Source organism: Kocuria dechangensis (genome assembly GCF_014636775.1).
GTDB lineage: Bacteria > Actinomycetota > Actinomycetes > Actinomycetales > Micrococcaceae > Kocuria > Kocuria dechangensis.
Genome location: NZ_BMEQ01000003.1, coordinates 186,423 through 208,988 on the forward strand (window position 1 = coordinate 186,423; position 22,566 = coordinate 208,988).

Genomic DNA, 22,566 nt, shown 5'->3' on the forward strand with positions numbered 1-22,566 from the left:
AACATAATCAATGGTTGAATTACTTGGGAAGAACCACAGTTCTGCTTGTCCGCCGGGCCCGGTGGTCCTGCGGCGCCGCCGGTCTGCCCGGCTACTTGCGGGTGCGCGCGCCGATGCGCTCGCGCTGCTCCATCAGCTTCTCGAGCAGCCGGACGAGCGTGCGCTGCTCGTCGTCGGTCAGGGCGGCCGCCCACCGGCTCTCCCGCTCGTTCTGCTCCCGGAAGGCGGTGCGGATCCGCTCGAGGCCGGCGTCGGTGAGGTGCAGCGTGACGGAGCGCCCGTCGTCGGGGGAGGCCTCCCTGTTGATCAGGCCCTTGCCGACGAGCGTGGCGGTGAGGTTGGAGACCGCCGCGCGGCTCATCCCCGTCAGGCGGGCGGCCTCGTTGGGGTTGAGGGGGCCGGCCACCCACAGGGCGAGGAGCAGCCGGAAGCTCGACCAGGTGCCGCCGGCGGGGCGGTGGATCGAGGACTCGAAGTCGTAGGTCGCGGTGCTCGAGGACCGGTTGAGGGAGAGGAAGACCCGGTTCGCCATCAGGTCGGCGTCCGGGAACTCCTGGGAGATCCGCCGCTGGGCGGCGTCGACGAAGGACCAGTAGTCCGGCAGGGCGGCGCGGGTCGACGTGTCGTCGGCGTCCGGGCGATCGGTGGAGGGCATGGCGTCGATCCTATCCTTGGGGTTGCCGAAGATAGTACAAGCATTTACTATCTGAGGAGAGCTGGATCACAGACCGCCACACGCAAGGAGATGGTCATGGCCTACTACCGCCGGATCGGCGCCGTGCCGAAGCACCGCCACACCCTGTTCAAGGACGACAGCGGGAACATCCTCTACGAGGAGCTGATGGGCGAGGAGGGCTTCTCCTCCGACTCGTCGCTGCTCTACCACAAGCACATCCCCTCGGCGATCGTCGGCACCCGGCCGTGGGACCTGCCGGACCAGACGCTCACGCCCAACGACCCGCTGCTGCCGCGCCACCTCAAGCTGCACGAGCTCTTCACCGAGGAGCAGGTGCCGGAGACCGACGCCGTGACCGGCCGCCGGCTCGTGCTGGGCAACGGGGACGTCCGGCTCTCCTACGCGCACGTGGGCAGCACGTCGCCGCTGTACAAGAACGCCGTGGGCGACGAGTGCGTCTACGTCGAGCGCGGCTCCGCGCTGGTCGAGACCCAGTTCGGCCCGCTCGAGGCCGCCGAGGGCGACTACGTGATCATCCCGCGCGCCACGGTCCACCGCTGGGTGCTGCGCGAGGGCGAGTCCGCCCGGCTCTACTTCGTCGAGGCCAACTCCCACATCGGCCCGCCGCACCGCTACCTGTCCAAGTACGGCCAGCTCCTGGAGCACGCCCCGTACTGCGAGCGCGACCTGCACGGACCCACGGAGTCGATCCTGCGGGACGAGGCCGACGTCGAGGTCTACATCAAGCACCGGGGCCGCGGCCCGTCGGGCCTGAGCGGGACGGTCCACATCCTGCCGCAGCACCCCTTCGACGTCGTGGGCTGGGACGGGTGCCTGTACCCGTACACCTTCAACATCAAGGACTACATGCCGATCACCGGCAAGGTGCACCAGCCGCCGCCCGTGCACCAGGTCTTCGAGGGGCACAACTTCGTGATCTGCAACTTCGTGCCCCGGAAGGTCGACTACCACGAGCTGGCCGTGCCGGTGCCGTACTACCACTCGAACGTGGACTCCGACGAGGTCATGTTCTACGTGGACGGGGACTACGAGGCGCGCAAGGGCTCGGGCATCGGCAAGGGCTCGGTCTCCCTGCACCCGGGCGGGCACCCGCACGGCCCCCAGCCCGGGGCGATCGAGAAGTCCCTGGGCGTGGAGTACTTCGACGAGACCGCGGTCATGGTCGACACCTTCCACCCGCTCGACCTCGGCGAGGCCGGGCTGGCCGGCGACGACGGCAAGTACGCCTCCTCCTGGACCCCCGGTCGCGAGTGGACCGGCGGCCTGTGGTCGAACTCGTGAGGGCCGCCACGACCGGGGGCGCCGCCGCGCAGGCCGTCCCGGCGCAGTTCGCCCGGTTCTTCGACGACGCCGCGACGTTCCCGCCGGGGCTCGCCCCGCTGGAGAAGGCGGTCACGGACCACGTGGCGCGGTGGGCGAACCCGCTCGCCGCGGCCGTGGGTCCCGCCGTGCTCACGCTCGAGGACCTGCCCCAGGCCCGCCGGATCGCGGCGGGCCTGGAGCGGGGGGACCGGCCGGTGGAGGTCTCCGCCGTCGTCCCGGCCGGGCAGCTGGGGGCGGCGCTGGACGCCGCCCGGCAGATCGGCCCGGAGCTGCGGATGGTCTCGATCGAGCTCAAGACCGACGCCGGGGACCAGGACGTGTGGTCGGCGCAGATCCGCGAGGCCGCCGCGGCGCACGGGATCCCGGTCTACGTCGAGCTGACCGCGGACCAGGTCCGCGGCGGCGCCCTCGAGCTGCTGGAGAGCACCGGGCTGCGCCTGAAGCACCGCACCGGGGGGATCGAGGCCCGCCTCTTCCCCAGCCCCGAGCAGCTGGCCGCGGTGCTGGTGGAAGCGGTGGCCGCGCGGATCCCGTTCAAGCTCACCGCCGGGCTGCACGAGGCCGTGCGCTACACCAGCCCGGAGACCGGCTTCACGCACCACGGCTTCCTCAACATCGCGATGGCCACCGAGGCCGCCCGCGACCACGAGCCCGCCGAGCGCGTGGCCCGGCTGCTCACCGAGACCGACCCGGCGCCGCTCGTCGAGCTCGCCCGCGCCTCCGACGGGTCCTGGCGCGAGTCCTTCACGTCCTTCGGGACGTGCAGCGTCGGCGAGCCCGCCGAGAGCCTCGAGCGGCTCGGCCTCTTCCCGCACGGCCTGGCCTGAGCCGTTGCGTCCTCCCGTTCCCGCGGCACCGGGAACGGGAGGGCGCCGCCGTCTTCCGCTGTCCCCCGCCCCGAAGGAGATCCACCCGTGAGCACTGCCGCCGACCGCTTCGCCACCGAGGGCTTCGGCCCCGAGAACCTGCCCTACGCCTCCTTCTCGCCCACCGGCGGGGACCCCCGCCTGGGGGTGCGACTGGGGGACCGGGCGATCGACCTCGCGGCCCTGGCCGCCACCGTGGAGGGGCTCGACGACGCCGCGCGCGCGGCGGCCTCGGCGCCGAACCTGGACGCGCTGCTCGCGGCCGGCCACGAGACCTGGACCGCGCTGCGCCGCTGGCTCGTCGAGGTCGTGACCGCCGACGGGCTCGACGAGGCCGTCGATCAGGCCTCCCACCCGGTCGGCGGGATCACCCTGCACATGCCGTTCACCGTGGCCGACTACGTCGACTACTACGCCTCCGAGCACCACGCCTCCAACGTCGGGAAGATCTTCCGCCCCGACCAGGCCCCGCTGCTGCCCAACTGGAAGCACCTGCCCGTGGGCTACCACGGCCGCTCCGGCACCGTCATCCCCTCGGGCCGCGACTTCCCGCGGCCCAAGGGCCTGCGCCCCGAGCAGTCGGGCACGCCGAGCTTCGGCCCGTCCCGCCGCCTGGACATCGAGGCGGAGATGGGCTTCGTGCTCGGCGGCTCCGCCCCGGCGGGAGAGGTCTCCCTTCAGCAGGCCGCGGCCGAGCACGTCTTCGGCGTGGTGCTGTTCAACGACTGGTCCGCCCGCGACATCCAGGCCTACGAGTACGTCCCCCTGGGCCCGTACCTGGGCAAGTCCTTCGCGTCCTCCGTCTCCCTGTGGGTGGTGCCCTGGGAGGCCCTGGCCGCCGCCCGGGTCCAGCCCCCGGCGCGGGAGCACGAGCTCGCCCCGTACCTGGACGACACCGGCGCGGAGCCGTGGGGCCTGGACATCACCATGGAGGTCGTGGTCGACGGCCAGACCGTCTCCTGCCCCCCGGTCCGCACCATGTACTGGACCGCCCCCCAGATGGTCGCGCACATGACCGTCAACGGCGCGTGCCTGCGCCCCGGGGACTTCTTCGGCTCCGGCACGGTCTCCGGCCCCGAGAAGGACCAGCGCGGCTCCTTCCTGGAGCTCTCCTGGGGCGGGAAGGAGCCGTTCACCCTGCCCGACGGCACCGAGATGAGCTTCCTGCAGGACGGGCAGACCGTCACGCTCAAGGGCACCGCCCCGGGGCCCGGCGGCTCGGTCATCGACTTCGGCGAGTGCACCGCCACGATCCTGCCGGCCACCTGAATACTGGACCCGGCACGCCCGGGTGACCACGATCACCCGGGGTGACCACGGCGCGCCGTGGTCACCCCGGTGAGGGCGTGGCCACCCGCCGACGTCCGTCTCCCGTCCAGGAGGTCCTGCCATGAGCACCCGCACCCGTGAACCCGCCGTCGCCCGGGCCATGCGACCCGTCAACTCGGTGGTGGAGCGGTTCATCCCGAGCGCCCTGAACTTCGCCATCCTCCTGAGCGTGGCCGTCGGGCTCATGGCGCTCCTGCTCACGGACGCGGGCCCCGCCGACGTGCTGCGCGGCTGGGGCGAGGGGCTCGCCGGGCTGCTCGCCTTCATGACGCAGATGGCGCTGATCCTGCTCCTGGGCCACGCCCTGGCCAACACCCGGCCCGTGCGGCGGCTGCTCACCGCCCTGGCCGACGTCCCGCGCACCGCGGTCCAGGCGTACGTGTTCGTCTTCCTCGTGGCGGCGGTCGCGTCCCTCGTCACGTGGGGGCTCGGCCTCGTCGTCGGCGCGCTGCTCGCCCGCGACGTCGCCGCCGCCGGGGACCGACGCGGCCTGGAGCTCAGCTTCCCCATGCTCGTGGCCTCCGGGTTCTCCGGGTTCGTCGTCTGGCACATGGGCTACTCCGGGTCCGGGCCCCTGACCGCGGCCACCCCCGGCTCCTTCATCGAGCAGCAGATCGGGCGCACGATCCCCATCTCGGAGACCACGTTCTCCCTCTGGAACATGACCGCCGCGGTCGTCACGGTGGTGGCCCTCGCCCTCACCCTCTGGCTCATCGCGCCCCGGGCGGTGAACCCCGCGCACCGGATGACCGCCGAGGCCCTCGCGGCGTCCGAGCAGACCGTGGCCGAGGAGGAGGTCGTCACGCCCGCCGACCGGCTCGACGCCAGCCGGATCCCCACCCTGGTGGTGGGCCTCGCGCTCGCCGGGTACCTCGTGCTGCACTTCGCCGAGGGCGGCACCGTGACCCTCGACATCGTCAACTGGATGTTCCTGGCCCTGGTCTTCCTGCTCTCCCGCAACGCGTTCGAGGTCATGGGCCTGGTCAAGAACGCCGCCGCGAACGTGGGGGACATCCTCCTGCAGTTCCCGCTCTACGCCGGGATCATGGGCATGATGGCCGCGACCGGGCTGATCCAGGTGCTCTCCGACTCCGTCGTGGCGGTGGCCTCGCCCCAGACCCTCGGTCTGCTCGCGTTCCTCTCCGCCGGGCTGGTCAACTTCTTCGTCCCCTCCGGCGGCGGCCAGGTGGCCGTCCAGGCGCCCATCCTCCTCGACGCCGGCGAGCGGCTCGGCGTGGACCCGGCCGTGATGATCATGGCCATCGCCTACGGCGACCAGTGGACCAACATGATCCAGCCCTTCTGGGCGCTGCCGCTGCTCGCGATCGCCGGGCTGAAGATCCGCGACATCCTCGGCTACACGACCGTGGTGCTCGTCGTCTCCGGTCTGGTGTTCGGCGCGACGCTGCTGCTCGTCGGGGCGGGCTGAGGCGGTCCGGCGCGGGCCGGACGCCGCCGTCAGGCCCGGGCCAGGCCCCGCAGGATGATCGCCAGACCGGCCTCGAAGTCCTTCTCGTCCGCGCTGTCCTGCTCCGGTGTGCTCCCCGAGACCGCCGTGCGGGTCTGCTGGGCCGCCACCGAGCCCAGGGCGAAGCGGACGAGGGCGAGCGCGCCGTGTCGGGCGTCGTCGTCGTCCAGGCCGTCGGCGCGCAGGCGCGCCGTGAGCTCCGCGGACGGGGGCAGGGTCTCCGGGGCCAGGGCGTGGGCCACGGCGACGACGTCGGCGCCGTCCCGCACGGCCAGGACCGCCCGGCGCAGCGCGCGCACCAGGTCCGCGGGGGAGGCCGGCCCGGTGACGGATGCCAGCATGCGCTCGGCGAGGGCGAGCAGCAGCGCCTGCTTGTTGGCCACGTGCCAGTAGAGCGCGCCGGGCTGGACCTCCAGCTCCCGCGCCAGCCGGCGCATCGTGAGGTCTCCCAGCCCGTAGGTCCGCAGCAGCTCCCACGCCGTGTCCACCACGGCGGTACGGCTCAGGGCCACGGGGTGCCTCCTCGGGGACTGTAGGACCGCTCCAGTGTACGGCGGGGTCCGACAGGCCCTGCGGTCCCGCCCCGGTGCGCCGCCGCTCGCGGGCGCCGCGCCCGGGGCCGCGCTGGAGGGCACGACGGAGGGCGGCACCCGGCGGGGTGCCGCCCTCTCCTCCGGTGCGGCCCGGGGAGCCCGGTGCCGGGCTCAGCGGCTCAGGCCGCGCAGACCACCCACACGGTCTTGGTCTGGTTGGCGTTGCCCCCGAAGGACACCGCCCAGCCCGTGGGCGTGGTCCCGTCGGCGCCCAGGACGGGGGCGGACGCCGTGGCCGCGTTGTTGTTCTCGGAGGAGTAGCCCCCGCCGGTGGCGGCGCTGCCGGCCGGGCAGTCGGCCCGCACCGTCGCGCCCCCCGCCGTCCGGCTGTGCGTGGACACGACCTGCATGGCGTCCTTGCCGTCGACACCGTCGGCCCCGTCGGCTCCCGGAGCGCCGGTGGCTCCGGTCTCGCCCTTCTCGCCCTGCGGGCCCTGGACGCCCTGGGCACCGGTCTCACCCTGGGGACCGGTGGCTCCGGTCTCCCCGGCGTCACCCTTCTCACCCTGCGCTCCGGCGGCGCCGGTGGCGCCGGTGGCTCCGATGTCGCCCTTCTCGCCCTGCGCTCCGATCTCGCCCTGGGGGCCGGTGGCTCCGGTCTCTCCGGTGTCGCCCTTCTCGCCCTGGGGGCCGGTCTCGCCCTGGGCGCCGGTCTCTCCGGTGTCGCCCTTCTCGCCCTGGGCGCCGGTGGCGCCGATCTCTCCGGTGTCCCCCTTCTCGCCCTGCGGGCCGGTCTTGCTCCACGAGACGTAGGACTCGTTCGTCTTGCAGTCGTTCTTGCCGGAGACCACGCGCAGATCGCCCTTCTGCGTGTAGACGCAGGCGTGGATCTCGTCGCCGGCCGTGGCGTCGGCGGTGGCGGCGTAGGCCGCCGCCGTCCCCGTCCCCAGCAGCAGCACGGCCGCCGCGGCGACCGTCTTCGGGCGCGAGCCCAGGAACCGATGTGTGTTCATTTTTCTCCCCGATGAGCGAAGCGGATCACTTCTGATTGCGATAGCAAAAGACTAAATTGAACATGCGTTTGCATGGTCGTAGAAGGTGCAATCCGCGTGTGGCCTCTTTGGGCCACAGACACGTGCTGGGTGTTCGGCCCACGGGCGTGCTATTCCGTCCCGGCGGTCGTCGGGTCCCCGCCCATGCCCGTCCCTGTGCGCCGGAGCCGCCGGCGGGCACACTGGTGCCGGTGAGCCTCCTCGGTGGGCCGGCACAGTGCCGGGGGAGGGGCGCAGAGCAGATTCCCTCGCCGGTGACCTCACGTTCGCGCGCTCCCGAGCGTCTACCAGGTGATGACGACGAAAGAACCCTTCGAGAGAGTGGTCTCGGACCACGGCGCCACGGTGCTGCGGGTGTGCCGGGCCGTGCTGGGGGCCCACCCCGACGCGGAGGACGCCTGGTCGGAGACCTTCCTGGCCGCCCTGCGCGCCTACCCGGACCTCCCGGAGGGCGCGAACGTCCAGGCGTGGCTGGTGACCATCGCCCACCGCAAGGCGATCGACATCACCCGTGCGCGGGCCCGGCGGCCGGTCCCGGTCGAGGAGCTGCCGGACTCGTCGTCGTCGCTCGGGATCACCTCCGGCGCGGACCACGGCCTGTGGGAGGCGCTGGGCGCCCTGCCCGACAAGCAGCGCAGAGCGGTGGCCTACCACCACCTGGGCGGGCTGCCCTACCGGGAGGTCGCCCTCCTCCTGGGCGGGACGACGGAGGCCGCCCGCCGCGCCGCCGCCGACGGCATGAGGACCCTGCGCGCGGTCCTGACGGACACCCCTGCGAAAGGAGCCACCCGATGAGCGCCCCCACCGACGGCCTCGACCTCGCCCTCGACCTCGCCCTCGACCTCGCCCTCGGTGGGCCGGGCCCGTCCGCCCTGCTCGCCCGCACCGCTCCCGGCGACCGCGCGCTCGCCGCGCTGCACCGGAACCTGGAGGCCCTCGCCGACGAGGCCGGGATCCTCGACGTCGCCTACACCACGACCGGCACCCCGGTGGGGACGCTGCTGCTCGCCGCGACCCCGACGGGCCTCGTGCGGGTGGCCTACGAGCGGGAGGGCCACGATAGGGTCCTCGCCGAGCTGGCGGAGCGGATCAGCCTCCGGGTCCTGCGCGCCCCGCACCGGCTGGAGGCGGCCGTCCGGCAGCTCGAGGAGTACTTCGCCGGGGAGCGCACCGGCTTCGACCTCCCGCTGGACCTCACGCTCTCCCGCGGCTTCCGGCAGAGGGTGCAGCGGCACCTGCCGCAGATCCCCTACGGGCGCACCAGCTCCTACGGGGAGGTCGCGCGGAGCGTGGGCAGCCCGCGGGCCGTGCGGGCCGTGGGCACGGCGTGCGCGACGAACCCGCTGCCCGTGGTCGTGCCCTGCCACCGCGTGCTGCGCGCCGACGGAGGGCCCGGCGGGTACATCGGCGGCCTGGACGCCAAGACCGCCCTCCTGGAGCTGGAGCGCGCCGCCTGAACCGGACCGCGCCACCCGGCGGTCTCGCCGCCGCGGGCCGGCCGAGGGCCGGGCTCACGGGGGCCCGGCCCGCGCCGCTCGCAGCGCCCCGGCGCCGAGTGCCGTCAGCCATCCCATCCCCACCGAGATCGAGACGCGCTGGAAGAGCCCGCCGAGGTGCACGAGGGCCGGCGCCTGGGCGAACCCGGCGCCGGCGAGGACGAACGCGAGGAGCACGGCCGCGGCGCACCCGGCCGAGCCCACCGCCCACCCCTGCCGGCCCCGGCGCCGGAAGGCCCGGGCCCACAGCAGCATGGCGACCGGCAGCCCCAGGAAGACGGGCGCCGAGGAGAGGTCGTGCAGGAGGGCCGCGGGCCCGCTGCGACCGGTCATCCGGTCGGGAGTGCCCGGCGGGTAGCCGCTGACGGGATCCGTGGGGAAGATCCCGGCGCCCACGAGCCCTGCCGCCGTCGCCGCCACGAGGACGATGCCCGCCCGCGTGGCGGCCCACGGGCCGTGGGTGCGCCACAGTCCCGCCGCGAACGCCAGGTAGAGCAGGCCGCTGACACAGAAGTTCACCGACTGGACCCACCCGCCGGGGCCCAGCGCGAGCAGGCTCACCGGGTGCCGCAGGGGGTCGTAGGCGGGCCGCAGGGCGCCGGTGAGCAGGAACACGCCCACGAAGAGGGGTCCGGCCACCACGCCGCACCCGAGCAGCACCCGGTCCATCCCCTCATGGTCCACCCGGGGCCGGTCCCCCGGAAGGGCAGCGTCGGAGGTCCCGGAGTTGACGGATCCCTGAACACCGTTCAATGATTGAACGGTGTTCAAGAACTATGCGGCGCTCGCCGACGACGTCCTGGCCGGTCACGCGCTCACCCGTGACGAGGCCCTCGCCCTGCTGAACTCCCCCGAGGAGGAACTGCTGGACCTCGTCGCCGCCGCCTCCCGGCTGCGCCGCCACCACTTCGGCACGAGCGTGAAGGTCAACTACCTCGTCAACCTCAAGTCCGGGCTGTGCCCCGAGGACTGCGGGTACTGCTCGCAGCGGCTCAACGCCGGCACCGGGATCCTGCGCTACTCGTGGCTGAGCCCCGAGCAGGCGGTCGAGCAGGCCGAGCACGGCATCCGCGGCGGGGCCTCCCGGGTCTGCCTGGTGGCCAGCGGCCGCGGCCCCTCGAACCGCGAGGTCGGGAAGGTCGCGGGGATCGTCGAGGCGCTCAAGACCGAGCACCCGGGCGTCGAGGTCTGCGCCTGCCTGGGGCTGCTCAAGGACGGCCAGGCCGAGGCCCTCGGCGCGGCCGGGGTGGACGCCTACAACCACAACCTCAACACCGCCGAGGCCAACTACGAGGACATCTGCACCACCCACACCTTCCAGGACCGCGTGGACACCGTGCACCGGGCGCAGGAGGCGGGCCTGTCCCCGTGCTCGGGGCTGATCGTGGGGATGACCGAGACGGACGAGGAGCTCGTGGACGCCGTCCTCGCGCTGCGGGACCTGGGCTCCGACTCGATCCCCGTCAACTTCCTCATCCCCTTCGACGGCACCCCGCTCGAGGGCACCTGGGAGCTGACCCCCCAGCGCTCCCTGCGGATCCTGGCCGTGGTGCGCTTCGCGTGCCCCGGCCAGGAGCTGCGCATGGCCGGCGGGCGGGAGATGCACCTGCGCTCCCTCCAGCCGCTGGCCCTGCACGTGGTCAACTCCCTGTTCCTGGGCGACTACCTCACCAGCGAGGGCCAGGCCGCCGCGGCGGACCTCGAGATGATCCGCGACGGCGGCTTCACGGTCCTCGGCCAGGAGGCCACGGACGACGGCGACGCCGCGCCGGCCGCCGCGGACGCGGAGCAGCCGGCGCTGCGGCGGCGCGGGGCGGGCACGGAGCTGGCCCCGAATGCCTGAGCGGGGCGGGCTCGCGCAGCGCGACCACGGCCTGCTGTGGCACCCCTACGAGGCGCTGGACGGGGAGCTGCCGTACGCCGTCGAGCACGCGCAGGGCGTCCGGCTGGGCCTGCGCGCCCCGGACGGGCGCGCCCTCGAGGTGCTCGACGGGATGTCCTCCTGGTGGTGCGCCGTCCACGGCTACCGCAACCCCGTGCTGGACCGCGCCATGCTCGAGCAGGTGCAGCGCTTCTCGCACGTGATGTTCGGCGGGCTGACCCACGCGCCCGCCGTGGAGCTCGCGGAGCGGCTCGCGGCGCTCACCCCCGAGGGCCTCGACCACGTGTTCCTGGCGGACTCCGGCTCGGTCTCCGTGGAGGTCGCGCTCAAGCTCGCGGTGCAGTACCAGGCGGCCCGCGGACGGCCGCGGCGGCGCAAGATGCTGACGGTCCGCGGCGGCTACCACGGGGACACCACCGGGGCGATGGGCGTCTGCGACCCCGTCGACGGGATGCACGCGCGGTTCTCCGGGCTCGTCGCCGAGCAGGTCTTCGTGGCCGCGCCCCCGGCCGCCTCGGTGGCCGCCGACGGCACGTGGACCACGGACGAGCAGGCCGTCGCGCGCTGGGCCGCGCAGGTGCGGGACACCGCGGCCGCCCACGAGGGGGAGCTGGCCGCGGTCGTCGTCGAGCCGGTCCTGCAGGGGGCGGGCGGCATGCGCGTGTACGCCCCCGAGTGCCTGCGGGTGCTGCGCGAGGTCGCGGACCGGCACGGGCTGCTGCTGGTCGCCGACGAGATCGCCACCGGCTTCGGCCGCACCGGCCGCTGGTTCGCGTGCGAGCACGCGGGCGTGGTCCCCGACGTGCTGTGCGTGGGCAAGGCCCTGACCGGCGGCTACCTGTCCCTGGCCGCGGTGGTCGTGGCGCGGCGGGTGGCGGACGTGATCTCGGCGTCGGAGCTGCGGGCGCTGATGCACGGACCCACCTTCATGGGCAACCCGCTCGCGTGCGCCGTGGCCTGCGCGTCGCTGGACCTGCTGGCCGGCTCGTGGCAGCAGGACGTGGCCCGGGCGGACGCGGCCCTGCGGGCGTCCCTGGCCCCGGCGCGGGAGCTGCCCGGCGTGCGGGACGTGCGGACGATCGGGGCCGTGGGGGTCGTCCAGCTCCGGGCCCCCGCCGACCGCGCCGCGCTGACCCGCGCCGCCCTCGAGCACGGGGTCTGGCTGCGCCCGTTCCGCGACCTCGTCTACACGATGCCCCCGTACGTGGCGACGGCCGAGGAGGTCCGGCAGATCGGGCGGGCGGTCGTGGCCGCCGTGGCCACGGCCGCCCCGGAGCCCGCCCTCCCGCACGGCGCCGCACCCGACGAGCTGCCCGGCGCCGCACCCGACGAGGCTTCCGCTGCCGCGCCCGGCACGGTGGCCGCCGGGGCCGCCCGGTGACCGCGCTCGGGGCGTGGCTCGCCGACCGGGCCCGCGTCCGGCGGGCCCGGAGCATGGTCCGGGAGGACCGCCCGGCGCCCGAGGGCGCGCTCGACCTCGCCTCCAACGACTACCTCGGGCTCTCCCGGGACGCCCGCGTGCTCGCGGCCGCCCGCGAGGCCCTGGACCGCTTCGGCGCCGGGGCCCGGGCGTCACGCCTGGTCGTCGGCACCACCCCCGTGCACCGGCGGCTCGAGGGCGAGCTGTGCGAGCTCACCGGACGGGAGTCCGCGCTGGTCTTCTCCAGCGGCTACGCCGCCAACACCGGCCTGCTGGCGGCCCTGGGCGATCCCGGCACGCTGCTGGTCACCGACGCCCACGTCCACGCCTCGCTCGTCGACGGCGCCCGGCTCTCCCGCTCGCCGGTGACCGTCGTGGGCCACCACGACGTCGCGGCGGTGCGCGCGGCGCTGGCCGGTCGCCGGGAACCCCGCGCCGTGGTGGTGGTCGAGTCCGTCTACTCCGTGCTCGGGGACGCCGCTCCGCTGGCCGAGCTCGCCGCGGCGTGCCGGGAGCACGACGCGCTGCTCGTCGTCGACGAGGCGCACGGGCTGGGCGTGGCCGGGAACGGCCGGGGTGCCGTGCACGCGGCCGGGCTGGCCGGGGACGAGCACGTGGCGGTCACGGTCACGCTCTCCAAGGCGCTCGGGGCGCAGGGCGGCGCCGTCCTGGGCCCGGAGGCGCTGCGGGAGCACCTGGTGAACACGGCCCGTCCCTTCGTCTTCGACACCGGCCTGGCCCCGGCCCCGGCCGCCGCCGCCGCGGCGGCGTGCCGGGTGGTCGCCGCCGAGCCCGCCCTGCCCGCCGCCGTGCACCGTCACGCCCGGACCATCGCCGCCGGGTGCGGGACGGAGGTCTCCGCCGGCGCCGTGCAGTCCCTGCCGATGCCCTCCGCGGCCGCCGCGGCCGGGGCCGCGGAGCGGCTGCGGGCCCGCGGGGTCCTGGTCGGGTGCTTCCGCCCGCCCTCCGTGCCCGACGGCGTGTCGCGGCTGCGGCTGACCGCCCGGACCGACCTCGACCCGGACGCCCTCGCCGCCGCGCTGGGCGCCGTGCGGGAGGTCGTGCGGGAGGCCGTGGCGGACGCTCCACGGCAGACCCTGCGGGGGGTCCGCCCGTGATCCGCTACCACCACGTGCACGACCCCGACCTCGTCCGCGAGGTCCTGCGCCGCGCCGACGCCTTCGAGCCGACCAACGCCCTCACCGCGGTCGAGCCCCTGTGCCCCGAGGCGCTGCGCGTCCTGGCCCGGGCCGGGTTCGCGCTGCCGCCCGTCCTGGCCAGCGCCACGGGCCAGTCGCACCGGTCGGTGCGGCGCGTCGTCGCCCGGTTCTTCTCCCCGGCCCGGGTCGCGGCGCAGGAGGAGTCCGTCCGGGAGCTCACCCGCGCCGCGGTGGCGCGCGAGCTGCCCGGGGGGAGCGGGGACCTGGCCCGCGTGGGCCGGTCCGTGCCGGCCGCCGTGCTCGCCCGGACCACCGGGATCGGGCCGATGCCCGACGACGGCACGCTGCACCGCTGGAGCCTCGACGGGCTGACCCTGTTCTGGGGCCGGCCCGCGCCGCAGGAGCAGGTGGAGCTGGCCCGCTCCGCCGCCGCCCTCTACGGCTGGCTCCGCGAGGTCGTGGAGGACACCCGCGAGGACCCGGGCACGGTGTTCGGGGCCCTCGCCGCCGCGGGCACCGACACGGCCCGGCTGCGCTCGCTGGCCTTCTTCCTCGTGATCGCCGGACAGGCCACCACGGGCCTGCTCGTCAACACCGTGCTGCAGCGGGCGCTGGCCGAGCCGGACTCGTGGCGGGCCGCGGCCGCCGACGCCTCGGGGCCGGTGCGGGAGGCCCTGGCCCGCGACTCCTCCGTGCCCACTTGGCGGCGGGCGTGCCCCGCCGCGACGAGCCTGGGCGGGCAGCCGCTCCCCGCCGGCACCGAGCTCCTGCTCCACCTCTCCGGCCACGGCGGCGGCCCGGAGCTCGCGTTCGGCCACGGCCTGCACCGGTGCCTCGGGGACCGGCTGGCGCGGGCCGAGAGCGCCTGGATCGTCGAGGAGGTCGCCCGCGCCCTGCCGGACGCCCGGCTCGCGGGCCGCCCCGGCGACGCGCCGCGGCTCGAGCTGCTGTCCTTCGCCGCGCCGCTGGCCGTCCCCGTCCACAGCCCGCCCGCGCGCCGGGGGAGGGACCGGTGAGCGCGCCCCCGACCCGTGCCTCCCCGTGGCTGGACCCGCGGCGCGTGGCCGCGCTGCCGCGCGTCGTCCTGGTGACCGGCACCGACACCGACGTGGGCAAGACGTGGACCGTCGCGGCCCTCGCCGCCGCCCTGGCCCGGCTCGGCCGCTCCGTCGCCGTGCACAAGCCCGTCCAGACGGGGGTGGGGCCCGACGAGCCCGGCGACGCCGCGACGGTGCTGCGGCTCGTGGAGCGGTTCGGCGCGGGCGCCGGCTCCGTGGTGGTGGGGGAGGGCCAGCGTCTCACCGAGCCCATGGCCCCCCGTCCGGCCGCGGCGCTGGACCGCGTCGGGCTGCTGCCCCTGGAGGCGCACGCCGAGCGGGTCGCGGAGCTGGCGCTCCGGCACGACCACGTGCTCGTCGAGGGCAGCGGCGGTCTGCTCGTGGAGCTGGACGAGGACCGGCGGACCCTCGCCGACCTCGCCCTGCTGCTGCGGGAGCAGGGGCAGCCGGACAGCGGCGTCGTCGTCGTGGTCCGGGCGGGCCTCGGCACCCTCAACCACACGGAGCTCACGCTCGAGGCGCTCGCCGCACGCGGGCTCGACGCCCTCGGCACGGTCCTGGGAGCGTGGCCGGCGGAGCCGACGCCGGTCGAGCGCGGCAACCGCGCCCACCTGGCGGAGCTGGCCGTCCCCCTCCTGGGGGCCCTGCCCTCGGGCGGGACGGGTCAGCGGACGAGCGCCCCGTAGAGCTCCTCGAACCGGGCCCGGGCGCCGCGGTAGTGCTCCGCCCGCTCCGCGACCGGGCGGTGCTCGTCCCCCTGGGGCGGGTCGGCCGCCGGCACGCCCACGGCCAGGGTCTCCAGGGCCAGCATCGCCGTGCCCCGCAGGGTGGCGCGCTTGAGGTCGGCGCGGACCACCGGGGTGCCGAGGACGTCCGCCAGGAGCTGCAGCATCCCCGGCATCTCCCGCGCGAGCCCCCCGGAGGTCACGACCCGCTCGATGCCAGGGGCCGCCTCCGAGAGCTGGTCGGCGACCCGCCCGTAGGAGACCGCGATGCCCTCGAGCACGCCCCGGGCGAGGTCGGCGCCGCCGTGCGAGGCGGTGACGTCGGCGAGCACGGCCCGCGCCCCGCCGGCCCAGCCGGTGGAGCGCTCGCCCGTGAAGAAGGGCAGGACCGCCGGCGTCCCCGCGGCGACGTCGGCCGACGCCACGTCCTGGAGCGTCGTGCCCTCCGGCAGCGCGACGGTCCGCTCCAGCCACTGGACCGCGCGCCCGACGTCGTTGAGCGCCCCGCCCAGCAGGCAGCGCCGGGCGTCCACGCGGTAGCACCACAGCCCGGTCGGCAGCCGCTCGGGGATCTCGGGCAGCAGCACGCGCACCGCGCCGGAGGTGGCCAGCGAGACGACCATGGTGGAGGGCCCGGTGCCGCCCGAGCCCAGGTTCGCGCTCAGGCCGTCGGCCACGGGCGGGAACCAGACGGCGCCGCGCAGGGCCGGCCAGCGCCGGGCGGCGGACGGGCCGACCTCGAACAGCGGGTCCTGGGGGTCCGCGATCTCGTTCAGCCGGGAGGGCTCCAGCCCGCACGCGGCGAGCAGGGCCTCGTCCCACCGGCCGGTCCGGCGGTCGAGCAGCCCGGTCCACGCGGCGACGGAGGTCCCCGCGCGGGCCGTGCCCAGCAGGCGCAGGTGCACGTACTCGCCCAGGGACATCCAGCGGCGCACCCGGGACCACGTGCCGGGGTCGGTCTCGCGCACCCAGCGCAGCCGCGGGGCGAGGTAGGAGGTGTGCAGCCGCGCGCCGGTGCGCTGCTGCACCTCGGTCTCGTCGAGCTCCTCGCGCAGGGCCGCGAGCTGGGGCGCGCACCGGGAGTCGGCGTAGGTGAAGCACGGGGTGAGCGCCGCGCCGTCGTCGCCGACGCCCACGAGCGAGGAGGAGAAGGTGTCCAGGGCGACCCCGGCCACCCGCCCGGCGAGCGACGGGTCCGCCAGGACCAGGTCCAGGATGCGGGCGATCTCGTCGACCACCTGGTCCGGGTCGATCACCGACGTGCCGTCCGCGGCCGTCGTGAACTCGTGCTCGACCTTGTGCCGCCAGCCGCGCACGGGGGTGCCGGTCGCGTCGAAGAGCCCGCCGCGGCTGCCGGTCGAGCCGACGTCGAGGGCGAGCACGAGCGGGTCGAGGGCCTCCTCGGCCCGGACGCCGAAGCCTCCCCGCTCCAGGTCCCGGGGTCGTGGCGGAAGTGGTGCGGTGCTCATGGCGTCCCTCTCGGCCGACGGTGGTCCGCCCCAGTCTAGGAGGCCCCGCAGGGGACCACATGGTGAGACGGGCGTCCAGAAACAGATGCGTCGCGATCGTGAGGCGTATTCTCGGGAACGGACTCCAGGCGGCCGAGACCGCGTCCCCGGGCCCCGTGCGGGCCCGGCCGGCCGGCCGCGTCCCGACCCTCACGCAAGGAGAACGAGCACCGCCATGCCCCAGCTGCGCTCCCGCACCTCGACCCACGGCCGCAACATGGCCGGCGCCCGCGCCCTGTGGCGCGCGACCGGCATGGGCGACGACGACTTCGGGAAGCCGATCATCGCGATCGCCAACTCGTACACCCAGTTCGTCCCGGGCCACGTCCACCTCAAGGACATGGGCGACCTCGTCTCCTCCGCGGTCCGCGAGGCCGGGGGCGTGACCAAGGAGTTCAACACGATCGCGGTCGACGACGGCATCGCGATGGGCCACGACGGCATGCTCTACTCCCTGCCCTCCCGCGACATCATTGCGGACTCCGTGGAGTACATGGTCAACGCCCACCGCGCCGACGCCCTGGTGTGCATCTCCAACTGCGACAAGATCACCCCGGGCATGCTCCTGGCCGCCCTGCGCCTGAACATCCCCGTGGTCTTCGTCTCCGGCGGCCCCATGGAGTCCGGCGAGGCCGTCGAGGGCGTGGTGGAGCACCGCCTCGACCTCGTGGACGCCATCGCCCTGGCCGCCGACGAGTCCATCACCGACGAGCAGCTGGGCCAGATCGAGCGCAACGCCTGCCCCACCTGCGGGTCCTGCTCGGGCATGTTCACCGCCAACTCCATGAACTGCCTCACCGAGGCGCTGGGCCTGTCCCTGCCCGGCAACGGCACCACCCTGGCCACCCAGGTGGCCCGCAGGGAGCTGTTCCTCGAGGCCGGCCGCCGCGTGGTGGACCTGTGCCGGCGCTACTACGACCAGGACGACGAGTCCGTCCTGCCCCGCAGCATCGCCACGAAGGCCGCGTTCGAGAACGCCATGGCCCTGGACATCGCCATGGGCGGGTCGACCAACACGATCCTGCACATCCTCGCCGCCGCCCAGGAGGGCGAGGTCGACTTCACCCTGCCGGACATCGACGCCCTCTCCCGCAAGGTGCCCTGCCTGTGCAAGGTGGCGCCGAACTCCACGAAGTTCCACATCGAGCACGTCCACCGCGCCGGCGGCATCCCCGCCATCCTGGGGGAGCTGCGCCGCGGCGGGCTGCTCAACGAGGACGTGCACACCGTGCACGCCCCGGACATGGCCACCTGGCTCGACGAGTGGGACGTCCGCAGCGGCAGCTCCTCCGAGCGCGCGCGGCGGCTCTTCCACGCCGCCCCCGGGGGGGTGCGCACCACCCAGGCGTTCTCCACCGCCAACGAGTTCGAGTCCCTGGACCTCGACGCCGAGAACGGCTGCATCCGCTCCGTGGAGCACGCCTACACGAAGGACGGCGGGCTCGCCATCCTCTACGGCAACATCGCCGAGGACGGCGCCGTCATCAAGACCGCCGGCATCGACGAGGAGCTGTTCCACTTCGTCGGCCGGGCGTTCGTGGTGGAGTCCCAGGACGAGGCCGTGTTCGAGATCCTCTCCAAGAACGTGCAGCCCGGGGACATCGTGGTGATCACCCACGAGGGCCCGAAGGGCGGGCCGGGCATGCAGGAGATGCTCTACCCCACGTCCTACCTCAAGGGCCTCGGCCTGGGCCGGGAGTGCGCGCTGATCACCGACGGCCGCTTCTCCGGCGGCACCTCGGGGCTGTCCATCGGGCACATCTCCCCGGAGGCCGCGGCCGGCGGGGCCGTGGGCCTGATCGAGACCGGCGACCGGATCGAGATCGACGTCGCCCGCCGGGTCCTGCGGGTCGACGTCGACGACGCGACCCTCGCCGCCCGCCGCCAGGCCAAGGGCGAGGCGCCGTGGGCGCCCACGAAGCCGCGCGAGCGCCAGGTCTCCAAGGCCCTGCGCGCCTACGCCTCCATGGTGACCTCCGCTGACAAGGGAGCGGTGCGGGTCGTCGACTGACCGATCCCCCGCTCCGTCCCGCGCCGGGGTCGGAGACGTGCGTCACCTCCACTAGGCTGTGCCGATAGCGCGCCCAACAGGGCGTCCCTGTCGTTCACGCGGCACCCGCAGACCCGCGTCCGGGGCCGCGTCCGTCACAGTTCGGAGTTGGAATGGATCTCTTGACCGAGTTCGTGGGCACCCTCGGCGGCTGGGTGTGGAACGTGGTGTTCGCCGTCCTCATCGGGGTGGGTCTGTACCTGACCGCGCGCACCGGCGTGGTGCAGCTGCGGTCGATCCCGGAGATGTTCAAGGTGCTCAACGACAAGCCCGGCCTGGCCGAGGACGGCAAGAAGGGCATCTCCGCGTTCCGCGCCTTCACCGTCTCGGCGGCCTCCAGGGTGGGCACGGGCAACATCGCCGGCGTCGCGATCGCCATCAGCCTCGGCGGGCCCGGCGCCGTGTTCTGGATGTGGGTGATCGCCGGCATCGGCGCGGCCAGCGCCTTCGTGGAGTCCCTGCTGGGCCAGCTCTACAAGATCAAGGCGCCCACCGGCTACGTGGGCGGGCCCGCCTACTACATGGAGCGCGGCATCGGGGCCCGGTGGATGGGCCTGCTGTTCGCGGTGATCATCACCATCACCTACGGCTTCGTGTTCAACTCCGTGCAGTCCAACTCGATCGTGGACGCCCTCGGCGGGTCCTTCGGCGTCGACATGGCCGCCACCGAGACCCTGTGGTTCCGGATCCTGGTCGGCGCGGTGCTCGTGGGCCTGACCGCCGCGATCATCTTCGGCGGCATCCGCCGGATCTCGGCGGTCTCCGAGATCGTCGTGCCGATCATGGCGGTGCTCTACATCCTGCTCGGGCTGCTCGTGGTCGTGCTGAACATCGGCGAGGTCCCCGCGGTCCTCGGCCAGATCCTCGGGGGCGCCTTCGGCATCCGCGAGTTCGTCACCGGCGGCCTGATCGGGGTCATCATCCAGGGCATGAAGCGCGGCCTGTTCTCCAACGAGGCCGGCATGGGCTCGGCCCCCAACGCCGGCGCCACCGCCTCCGTCTCCCACCCCGCCAAGCAGGGCTACCTCCAGGCCCTGGGCGTGTACTTCGACACCTGGATCATCTGCTCGATCACCGCGTTCATCGTGCTGCTGTCGAACCCCGAGTTCGGGGGGCGGGAGGGCGCGTCCCTGACGCAGTCCGCGCTGGCCCTGCAGCTGGGCGGGTGGGCCGTCCACTTCCTGACGGTCGCGATCTTCCTCTTCGCCTTCACCTCGGTGATCGGCAACTACTACTACGGCGAGTCCAACATCCGCTTCCTCAGCGGCTCGAAGGCCGTCATGACGGGCTACCGCCTGCTGGTGCTGGTGTTCGTCTTCGGCGGCGCCGTCGTGGCCCTGGACCTCGTCTGGTCCCTGGCGGACCTGTTCATGGCCTTCATGGCCACGATCAACCTCGTCGCGCTGGTCCTGCTCGCGGGCGTCGCCACCCGCGTGCTGAAGAACTACGAGGCCCAGCGCGGGCAGGGCGTGGAGCCCATCTTCCACAGCGGCGACGTCCCGGGCCTGTCCGGGCTGGGCGCCTGGGACGGCACCGACGTGGTGACCACCCGCGCCTACTGGGACGAGCTGGCGCTGGAGAAGACCCGGTAGCTCTTCCCCCGAGCACGCAGAGGCCACGAGAAGAGCGCCACCGGGATCCTCCCGGTGGCGCTCTTCGCACGGGCGCTCACCCGGCCGAGGGGGGGAGGCCGCTGGGGATACAGCTAGGCGAGGACCTGCCGCTTCGAGGAGATCACCCCGGTGTTGAAGCCGGCCAGGTGCAGGCCGCCGTGGAAGCGGGCGTGCTCGATCTTCACGCAGCGGTCCATGACCACGTCCAGCCCGGCGTCCTCCGCGATGCGCGCGGCGTCCTCGTTCCAGGAGCCCAGCTGCAGCCAGAGGGTCTTCGCGCCGGCCTCCGCGGCCTCCTGGGCCACGCCCGGCAGGTCGTCGTGCTTGCGGAAGACGTCGACCAGGTCCGGGGTCTCGGGGAGGTCGGCGAGGGACTTGTACACCGGCTGGCCCAGGATCTCGTCGAGCACCGGGTTGATGAAGTACACCCGGTACGGCGAGGAGGACTGGAGGTAGGTCGCCACGAAGTACGACGCCCGCGAGGGCTTGTTGGAGGCCCCCACGATCGCGATCGACTCGGTGCGGCGCAGGATGCTCAGCCGCTCCGGGGCGGAGGGGCCGTTCCACGTGCGGGTCTCGACGGTCATCGGAGCGCTCCTTCGGCGGTGGCGTCGGTGGCCTCCCGGGAGAGCCCGGTGGCCGCGGTGAGGGCCTGGTCGAGGTCCCAGAGGATGTCCTCGGGGTCCTCCAGGCCCACGGAGATGCGGATGAGGTCCTCGCCCACGCCGCCCTGCAGCAGCTGCTCGGCGGTGAGCTGCTGGTGGGTGGTGGACGCGGGGTGCAGCACCAGGGTGCGGGCGTCCCCGATGTTGGCGAGGTGGCTGGCCAGCTGCAGGTTCTCGATGAACCGCGCCCCGACCTGACGCCCGGTCAGCTCGCCGGTGGCGGTCACCCCGAAGGCGAACACGGAGCCCACGCCCAGGGGGAGGTACTTCCGCCCCCGCTCGTGGTGCGGGTGCTCGGGCAGGCCCGCGTAGTTGACGTAGGAGATCCGCGGGTCCTCGCTCAGCCACCGGGCCACGGCCTTCGCGTTGAGCAGGTGGGCGTCCATGCGCTGCGGCAGCGTCTCGACGCCCTGCAGCAGGTTCCACGCGGACTGCGGGGACAGGGCCGGGCCGATGTCCCGCAGCTGCTCCGAGCGCAGCTTGGTGAGGAAGCCGTACTCGCCGAAGTTCCCCCACCAGGAGACGTTGTTGTAGGACGCGACGGGCTCGGTCATGGACGGGAAGTTCCCGTTGCCCCAGTCGAAGCGCCCCGACTCGACGACGACGCCGCCCAGCGTGGTGCCGTGGCCGCCCAGGAACTTGGTGACGGAGTGGATGACGATGTCCGCGCCGTGCTCCATCGGCCGGATCAGGTACGGCGGGGTGAGGGTCGCGTCGACGACCAGCGGGACGCCGGCGGCGTGCGCGACCTCGGCGAGGCCCTCCAGGTCGGCGATGTCGCCGGAGGGGTTCGCCACGATCTCGGTGTAGACGGCCTTCGTGTTCGGGCGCAGGGCGGCCCGGTAGTCCTCGGGGTCCGTGCCGGGCACGAACGTGGTGTCCACGCCGAAGCGGCGCAGCGTGACGTCCAGCTGCGTGACGGTGCCGCCGTAGAGCTGCGCGGAGGCCACGATGTGGTCCCCGGCCTGGGCGAGCGCCGCGAAGGTCAGGAACTCGGCGGCCATGCCGGAGGCGGTGGCCACGGCGCCGATGCCGCCCTCGAGGGAGGCGATGCGCTCCTCGAGCGCGGCGACGGTCGGGTTGCCGATGCGGGAGTAGATGTTGCCGTACTTCTGCAGCGCGAACAGGTTCGCGGCGTCGTCGGCGTCCTTGAAGACGAACGAGCTGGTCTGGTAGATCGGGACCGCGCGGGCGCCGTGCTCGGCGTCGGGCGTGCCGCCGGCGTGCAGGGCGCGGGTGCGGAACCCGAACTGGTGGTCGGCCATGGAGAGGTGCTCCTCGTGCGAGTCGTGCCGCTGGTCGGTCCCGGGCGGAGGAGGGCCCCGGCGGGGGTGCCGGGCGTGCGCTGCTCCATCGGTCCTGGCGGTAGCACCGTGCGGCCTGCGACGTCGGCCTCGGTTGCTGCGGCGTCGTCGATCCAGGTCTCTCTGCCGCTCGGGATGGCTGGCATCCATTGTCGCCGCCCGGACCGTTTCGCGCCAACCGGGGGTGACGCCCGGTGACCGCGATCTGACACGCCCCCGCGCCGTGGCCTAGTCTGGTCCCCGGTTCAACGATCATGAGACCCGGCGCGAAGCTCTGGCTGGCCGGGCGGCAACCCTCTCCCGTAGCGGGGTGCCCCAGATGAGGATCGGGCCGCAGCGCACACCGCCTGCGGCAAGTACGGCGCCCTCCCGCGCCGGATCTGCACGGCGCCCCCGGACGGGGCTCCGGGCCACGGG

The 22,566-nt window shown here is 74.2% G+C and carries 20 protein-coding genes and 1 riboswitch; of the genes, 13 read left to right on the forward strand and 7 right to left on the reverse strand.

From position 1 onward, the window contains the following. Positions 1 to 91: 91 nt before the first annotated feature. Complete coding sequence (locus IEW07_RS04545; RefSeq protein ID WP_188534710.1) at positions 92 to 655, reverse strand: MarR family winged helix-turn-helix transcriptional regulator; 564 nt, start codon at positions 653 to 655, stop codon at positions 92 to 94. 96 nt (positions 656 to 751) lie between these two features. Here IEW07_RS04545 and IEW07_RS04550 point away from each other — a divergent pair, with 96 nt between their 5' ends. The 4 genes from IEW07_RS04550 to IEW07_RS04565 all read left to right on the forward strand — a co-directional run bounded on the left by IEW07_RS04550 (position 752) and on the right by IEW07_RS04565 (position 5,644). Next, positions 752 to 1,978 (forward strand): homogentisate 1,2-dioxygenase, encoded by a 1,227-nt coding sequence (locus IEW07_RS04550; protein ID WP_188534712.1) that lies wholly within the window; start codon positions 752 to 754, stop codon positions 1,976 to 1,978. Beyond that, positions 1,963 to 2,847 carry a hypothetical protein gene (locus IEW07_RS04555; RefSeq protein WP_229741565.1) on the forward strand — a complete coding sequence of 295 codons (885 nt, stop codon included), beginning with the start codon at positions 1,963 to 1,965 and terminating at the stop codon, positions 2,845 to 2,847. The genes IEW07_RS04550 and IEW07_RS04555 overlap by 16 nt, the downstream gene beginning before the upstream one ends. 87 nt (positions 2,848 to 2,934) lie before the next feature. Beyond that, the gene (gene fahA / locus IEW07_RS04560; protein ID WP_188534716.1) at positions 2,935 to 4,155 is read left to right on the forward strand and encodes a fumarylacetoacetase; all 1,221 of its coding nucleotides are present in this window, start codon (positions 2,935 to 2,937) and stop codon (positions 4,153 to 4,155) included. Positions 4,156 to 4,276: 121 nt separating this feature from the next. Then, complete coding sequence (locus tag IEW07_RS04565) at positions 4,277 to 5,644, forward strand: short-chain fatty acid transporter (RefSeq protein ID WP_188534718.1); 1,368 nt, start codon at positions 4,277 to 4,279, stop codon at positions 5,642 to 5,644. A 29-nt stretch (positions 5,645 to 5,673) separates the two neighbouring features. Here IEW07_RS04565 and IEW07_RS04570 read toward each other — a convergent pair whose 3' ends face one another. Further along, positions 5,674 to 6,195, reverse strand: a complete 522-nt coding sequence (locus IEW07_RS04570; RefSeq protein WP_188534721.1) for a TetR/AcrR family transcriptional regulator C-terminal domain-containing protein — start codon at positions 6,193 to 6,195, stop codon at positions 5,674 to 5,676. A gap of 200 nt (positions 6,196 to 6,395) precedes the next feature. Next, positions 6,396 to 7,229 carry a collagen-like domain-containing protein gene (locus tag IEW07_RS21595; protein WP_188534722.1) on the reverse strand — a complete coding sequence of 278 codons (834 nt, stop codon included), beginning with the start codon at positions 7,227 to 7,229 and terminating at the stop codon, positions 6,396 to 6,398. A gap of 333 nt (positions 7,230 to 7,562) precedes the next feature. On the opposite strand from IEW07_RS21595, the gene IEW07_RS04580 reads away from it, so the two are divergent. Then, complete coding sequence (locus IEW07_RS04580; protein WP_188534724.1) at positions 7,563 to 8,063, forward strand: RNA polymerase sigma factor; 501 nt, start codon at positions 7,563 to 7,565, stop codon at positions 8,061 to 8,063. Beyond that, positions 8,060 to 8,725: a methylated-DNA--[protein]-cysteine S-methyltransferase gene (locus tag IEW07_RS04585; protein ID WP_188534726.1), complete on the forward strand. Its 666-nt coding sequence runs from the start codon at positions 8,060 to 8,062 to the stop codon at positions 8,723 to 8,725. Before IEW07_RS04580 ends, IEW07_RS04585 begins: the two co-directional genes overlap by 4 nt. Before the next feature lie 54 nt (positions 8,726 to 8,779). Here IEW07_RS04585 and IEW07_RS04590 read toward each other — a convergent pair whose 3' ends face one another. Continuing rightward, positions 8,780 to 9,433 carry a DUF998 domain-containing protein gene (locus IEW07_RS04590; protein WP_188534728.1) on the reverse strand — a complete coding sequence of 218 codons (654 nt, stop codon included), beginning with the start codon at positions 9,431 to 9,433 and terminating at the stop codon, positions 8,780 to 8,782. A 94-nt stretch (positions 9,434 to 9,527) separates the two neighbouring features. On the opposite strand from IEW07_RS04590, the gene bioB reads away from it, so the two are divergent. Genes bioB through bioD form a run of 5 tightly spaced genes read left to right on the forward strand, consistent with a single transcriptional unit; the run spans position 9,528 to position 14,970 of the window. Further along, a complete protein-coding gene (bioB, locus tag IEW07_RS04595; RefSeq protein WP_229741566.1) occupies positions 9,528 to 10,607 on the forward strand; it encodes a biotin synthase BioB in 1,080 nt (359 codons plus the stop codon). Then, complete coding sequence (gene bioA / locus IEW07_RS20865; RefSeq protein ID WP_229741567.1) at positions 10,600 to 12,027, forward strand: adenosylmethionine--8-amino-7-oxononanoate transaminase; 1,428 nt, start codon at positions 10,600 to 10,602, stop codon at positions 12,025 to 12,027. Before bioB ends, bioA begins: the two co-directional genes overlap by 8 nt. After that, on the forward strand, positions 12,024 to 13,184 hold the full coding sequence (locus tag IEW07_RS04600; protein ID WP_229741568.1) for an aminotransferase class I/II-fold pyridoxal phosphate-dependent enzyme: 1,161 nt from the start codon (positions 12,024 to 12,026) through the stop codon (positions 13,182 to 13,184). Before bioA ends, IEW07_RS04600 begins: the two co-directional genes overlap by 4 nt. After that, on the forward strand, positions 13,181 to 14,242 hold the full coding sequence (locus IEW07_RS04605; RefSeq protein WP_229741569.1) for a cytochrome P450 family protein: 1,062 nt from the start codon (positions 13,181 to 13,183) through the stop codon (positions 14,240 to 14,242). The genes IEW07_RS04600 and IEW07_RS04605 overlap by 4 nt, the downstream gene beginning before the upstream one ends. Further along, entirely contained in the window at positions 14,239 to 14,970 is a 732-nt protein-coding gene (gene bioD, locus IEW07_RS04610) for a dethiobiotin synthase (protein ID WP_229741570.1), read from the forward strand. Before IEW07_RS04605 ends, bioD begins: the two co-directional genes overlap by 4 nt. Here bioD and IEW07_RS04615 read toward each other — a convergent pair. Next, on the reverse strand, positions 14,949 to 16,478 hold the full coding sequence (locus IEW07_RS04615) for a gluconokinase (RefSeq protein ID WP_188534730.1): 1,530 nt from the start codon (positions 16,476 to 16,478) through the stop codon (positions 14,949 to 14,951). The two genes, bioD and IEW07_RS04615, sit on opposite strands and share 22 nt — an antisense overlap. 214 nt (positions 16,479 to 16,692) lie before the next feature. Between IEW07_RS04615 and ilvD the strand changes: the two genes are divergently transcribed. Both ilvD and IEW07_RS04625 read left to right on the forward strand, forming a co-directional pair. After that, positions 16,693 to 18,528 (forward strand): dihydroxy-acid dehydratase, encoded by a 1,836-nt coding sequence (gene ilvD, locus IEW07_RS04620; protein WP_188534732.1) that lies wholly within the window; start codon positions 16,693 to 16,695, stop codon positions 18,526 to 18,528. A 152-nt stretch (positions 18,529 to 18,680) separates the two neighbouring features. Next, positions 18,681 to 20,159 carry an alanine/glycine:cation symporter family protein gene (locus IEW07_RS04625; RefSeq protein WP_188534734.1) on the forward strand — a complete coding sequence of 493 codons (1,479 nt, stop codon included), beginning with the start codon at positions 18,681 to 18,683 and terminating at the stop codon, positions 20,157 to 20,159. Between the two features lie 113 nt (positions 20,160 to 20,272). Here the strand turns inward: IEW07_RS04625 and IEW07_RS04630 are convergent, their stop codons facing one another. After that, entirely contained in the window at positions 20,273 to 20,767 is a 495-nt protein-coding gene (locus IEW07_RS04630) for a CoA-binding protein (protein WP_188534736.1), read from the reverse strand. Continuing rightward, positions 20,764 to 22,110, reverse strand: coding sequence for an O-acetylhomoserine aminocarboxypropyltransferase/cysteine synthase family protein (locus tag IEW07_RS04635; protein WP_188534738.1), 1,347 nt, complete (start codon positions 22,108 to 22,110; stop codon positions 20,764 to 20,766). Before IEW07_RS04635 ends, IEW07_RS04630 begins: the two co-directional genes overlap by 4 nt. Before the next feature lie 289 nt (positions 22,111 to 22,399). Beyond that, positions 22,400 to 22,514: riboswitch (SAM riboswitch) on the forward strand. Positions 22,515 to 22,566: the final 52 nt, after the last annotated feature.

Excerpts from the sequence above, each read along its gene's own strand:
- IEW07_RS04545 (WP_188534710.1), bottom strand. The coding sequence starts at position 655 with ATGCCCTCCACCGATCGCCCGGACGCCGACGACACGTCGACCCGCGCC.
- IEW07_RS04550 (WP_188534712.1), top strand. The coding sequence starts at position 752 with ATGGCCTACTACCGCCGGATCGGCGCCGTGCCGAAGCACCGCCACACC.
- IEW07_RS04565 (WP_188534718.1), top strand. The coding sequence starts at position 4,277 with ATGAGCACCCGCACCCGTGAACCCGCCGTCGCCCGGGCCATGCGACCC.
- IEW07_RS21595 (WP_188534722.1), bottom strand. The coding sequence starts at position 7,229 with ATGAACACACATCGGTTCCTGGGCTCGCGCCCGAAGACGGTCGCCGCG.
- IEW07_RS04580 (WP_188534724.1), top strand. The coding sequence starts at position 7,563 with ATGACGACGAAAGAACCCTTCGAGAGAGTGGTCTCGGACCACGGCGCC.
- IEW07_RS04585 (WP_188534726.1), top strand. The coding sequence starts at position 8,060 with ATGAGCGCCCCCACCGACGGCCTCGACCTCGCCCTCGACCTCGCCCTC.
- IEW07_RS04590 (WP_188534728.1), bottom strand. The coding sequence starts at position 9,433 with ATGGACCGGGTGCTGCTCGGGTGCGGCGTGGTGGCCGGACCCCTCTTC.
- bioA (WP_229741567.1), top strand. The coding sequence starts at position 10,600 with ATGCCTGAGCGGGGCGGGCTCGCGCAGCGCGACCACGGCCTGCTGTGG.
- IEW07_RS04615 (WP_188534730.1), bottom strand. The coding sequence starts at position 16,478 with ATGAGCACCGCACCACTTCCGCCACGACCCCGGGACCTGGAGCGGGGA.
- ilvD (WP_188534732.1), top strand. The coding sequence starts at position 16,693 with ATGCCCCAGCTGCGCTCCCGCACCTCGACCCACGGCCGCAACATGGCC.
- IEW07_RS04625 (WP_188534734.1), top strand. The coding sequence starts at position 18,681 with ATGGATCTCTTGACCGAGTTCGTGGGCACCCTCGGCGGCTGGGTGTGG.
- IEW07_RS04630 (WP_188534736.1), bottom strand. The coding sequence starts at position 20,767 with ATGACCGTCGAGACCCGCACGTGGAACGGCCCCTCCGCCCCGGAGCGG.
- IEW07_RS04635 (WP_188534738.1), bottom strand. The coding sequence starts at position 22,110 with ATGGCCGACCACCAGTTCGGGTTCCGCACCCGCGCCCTGCACGCCGGC.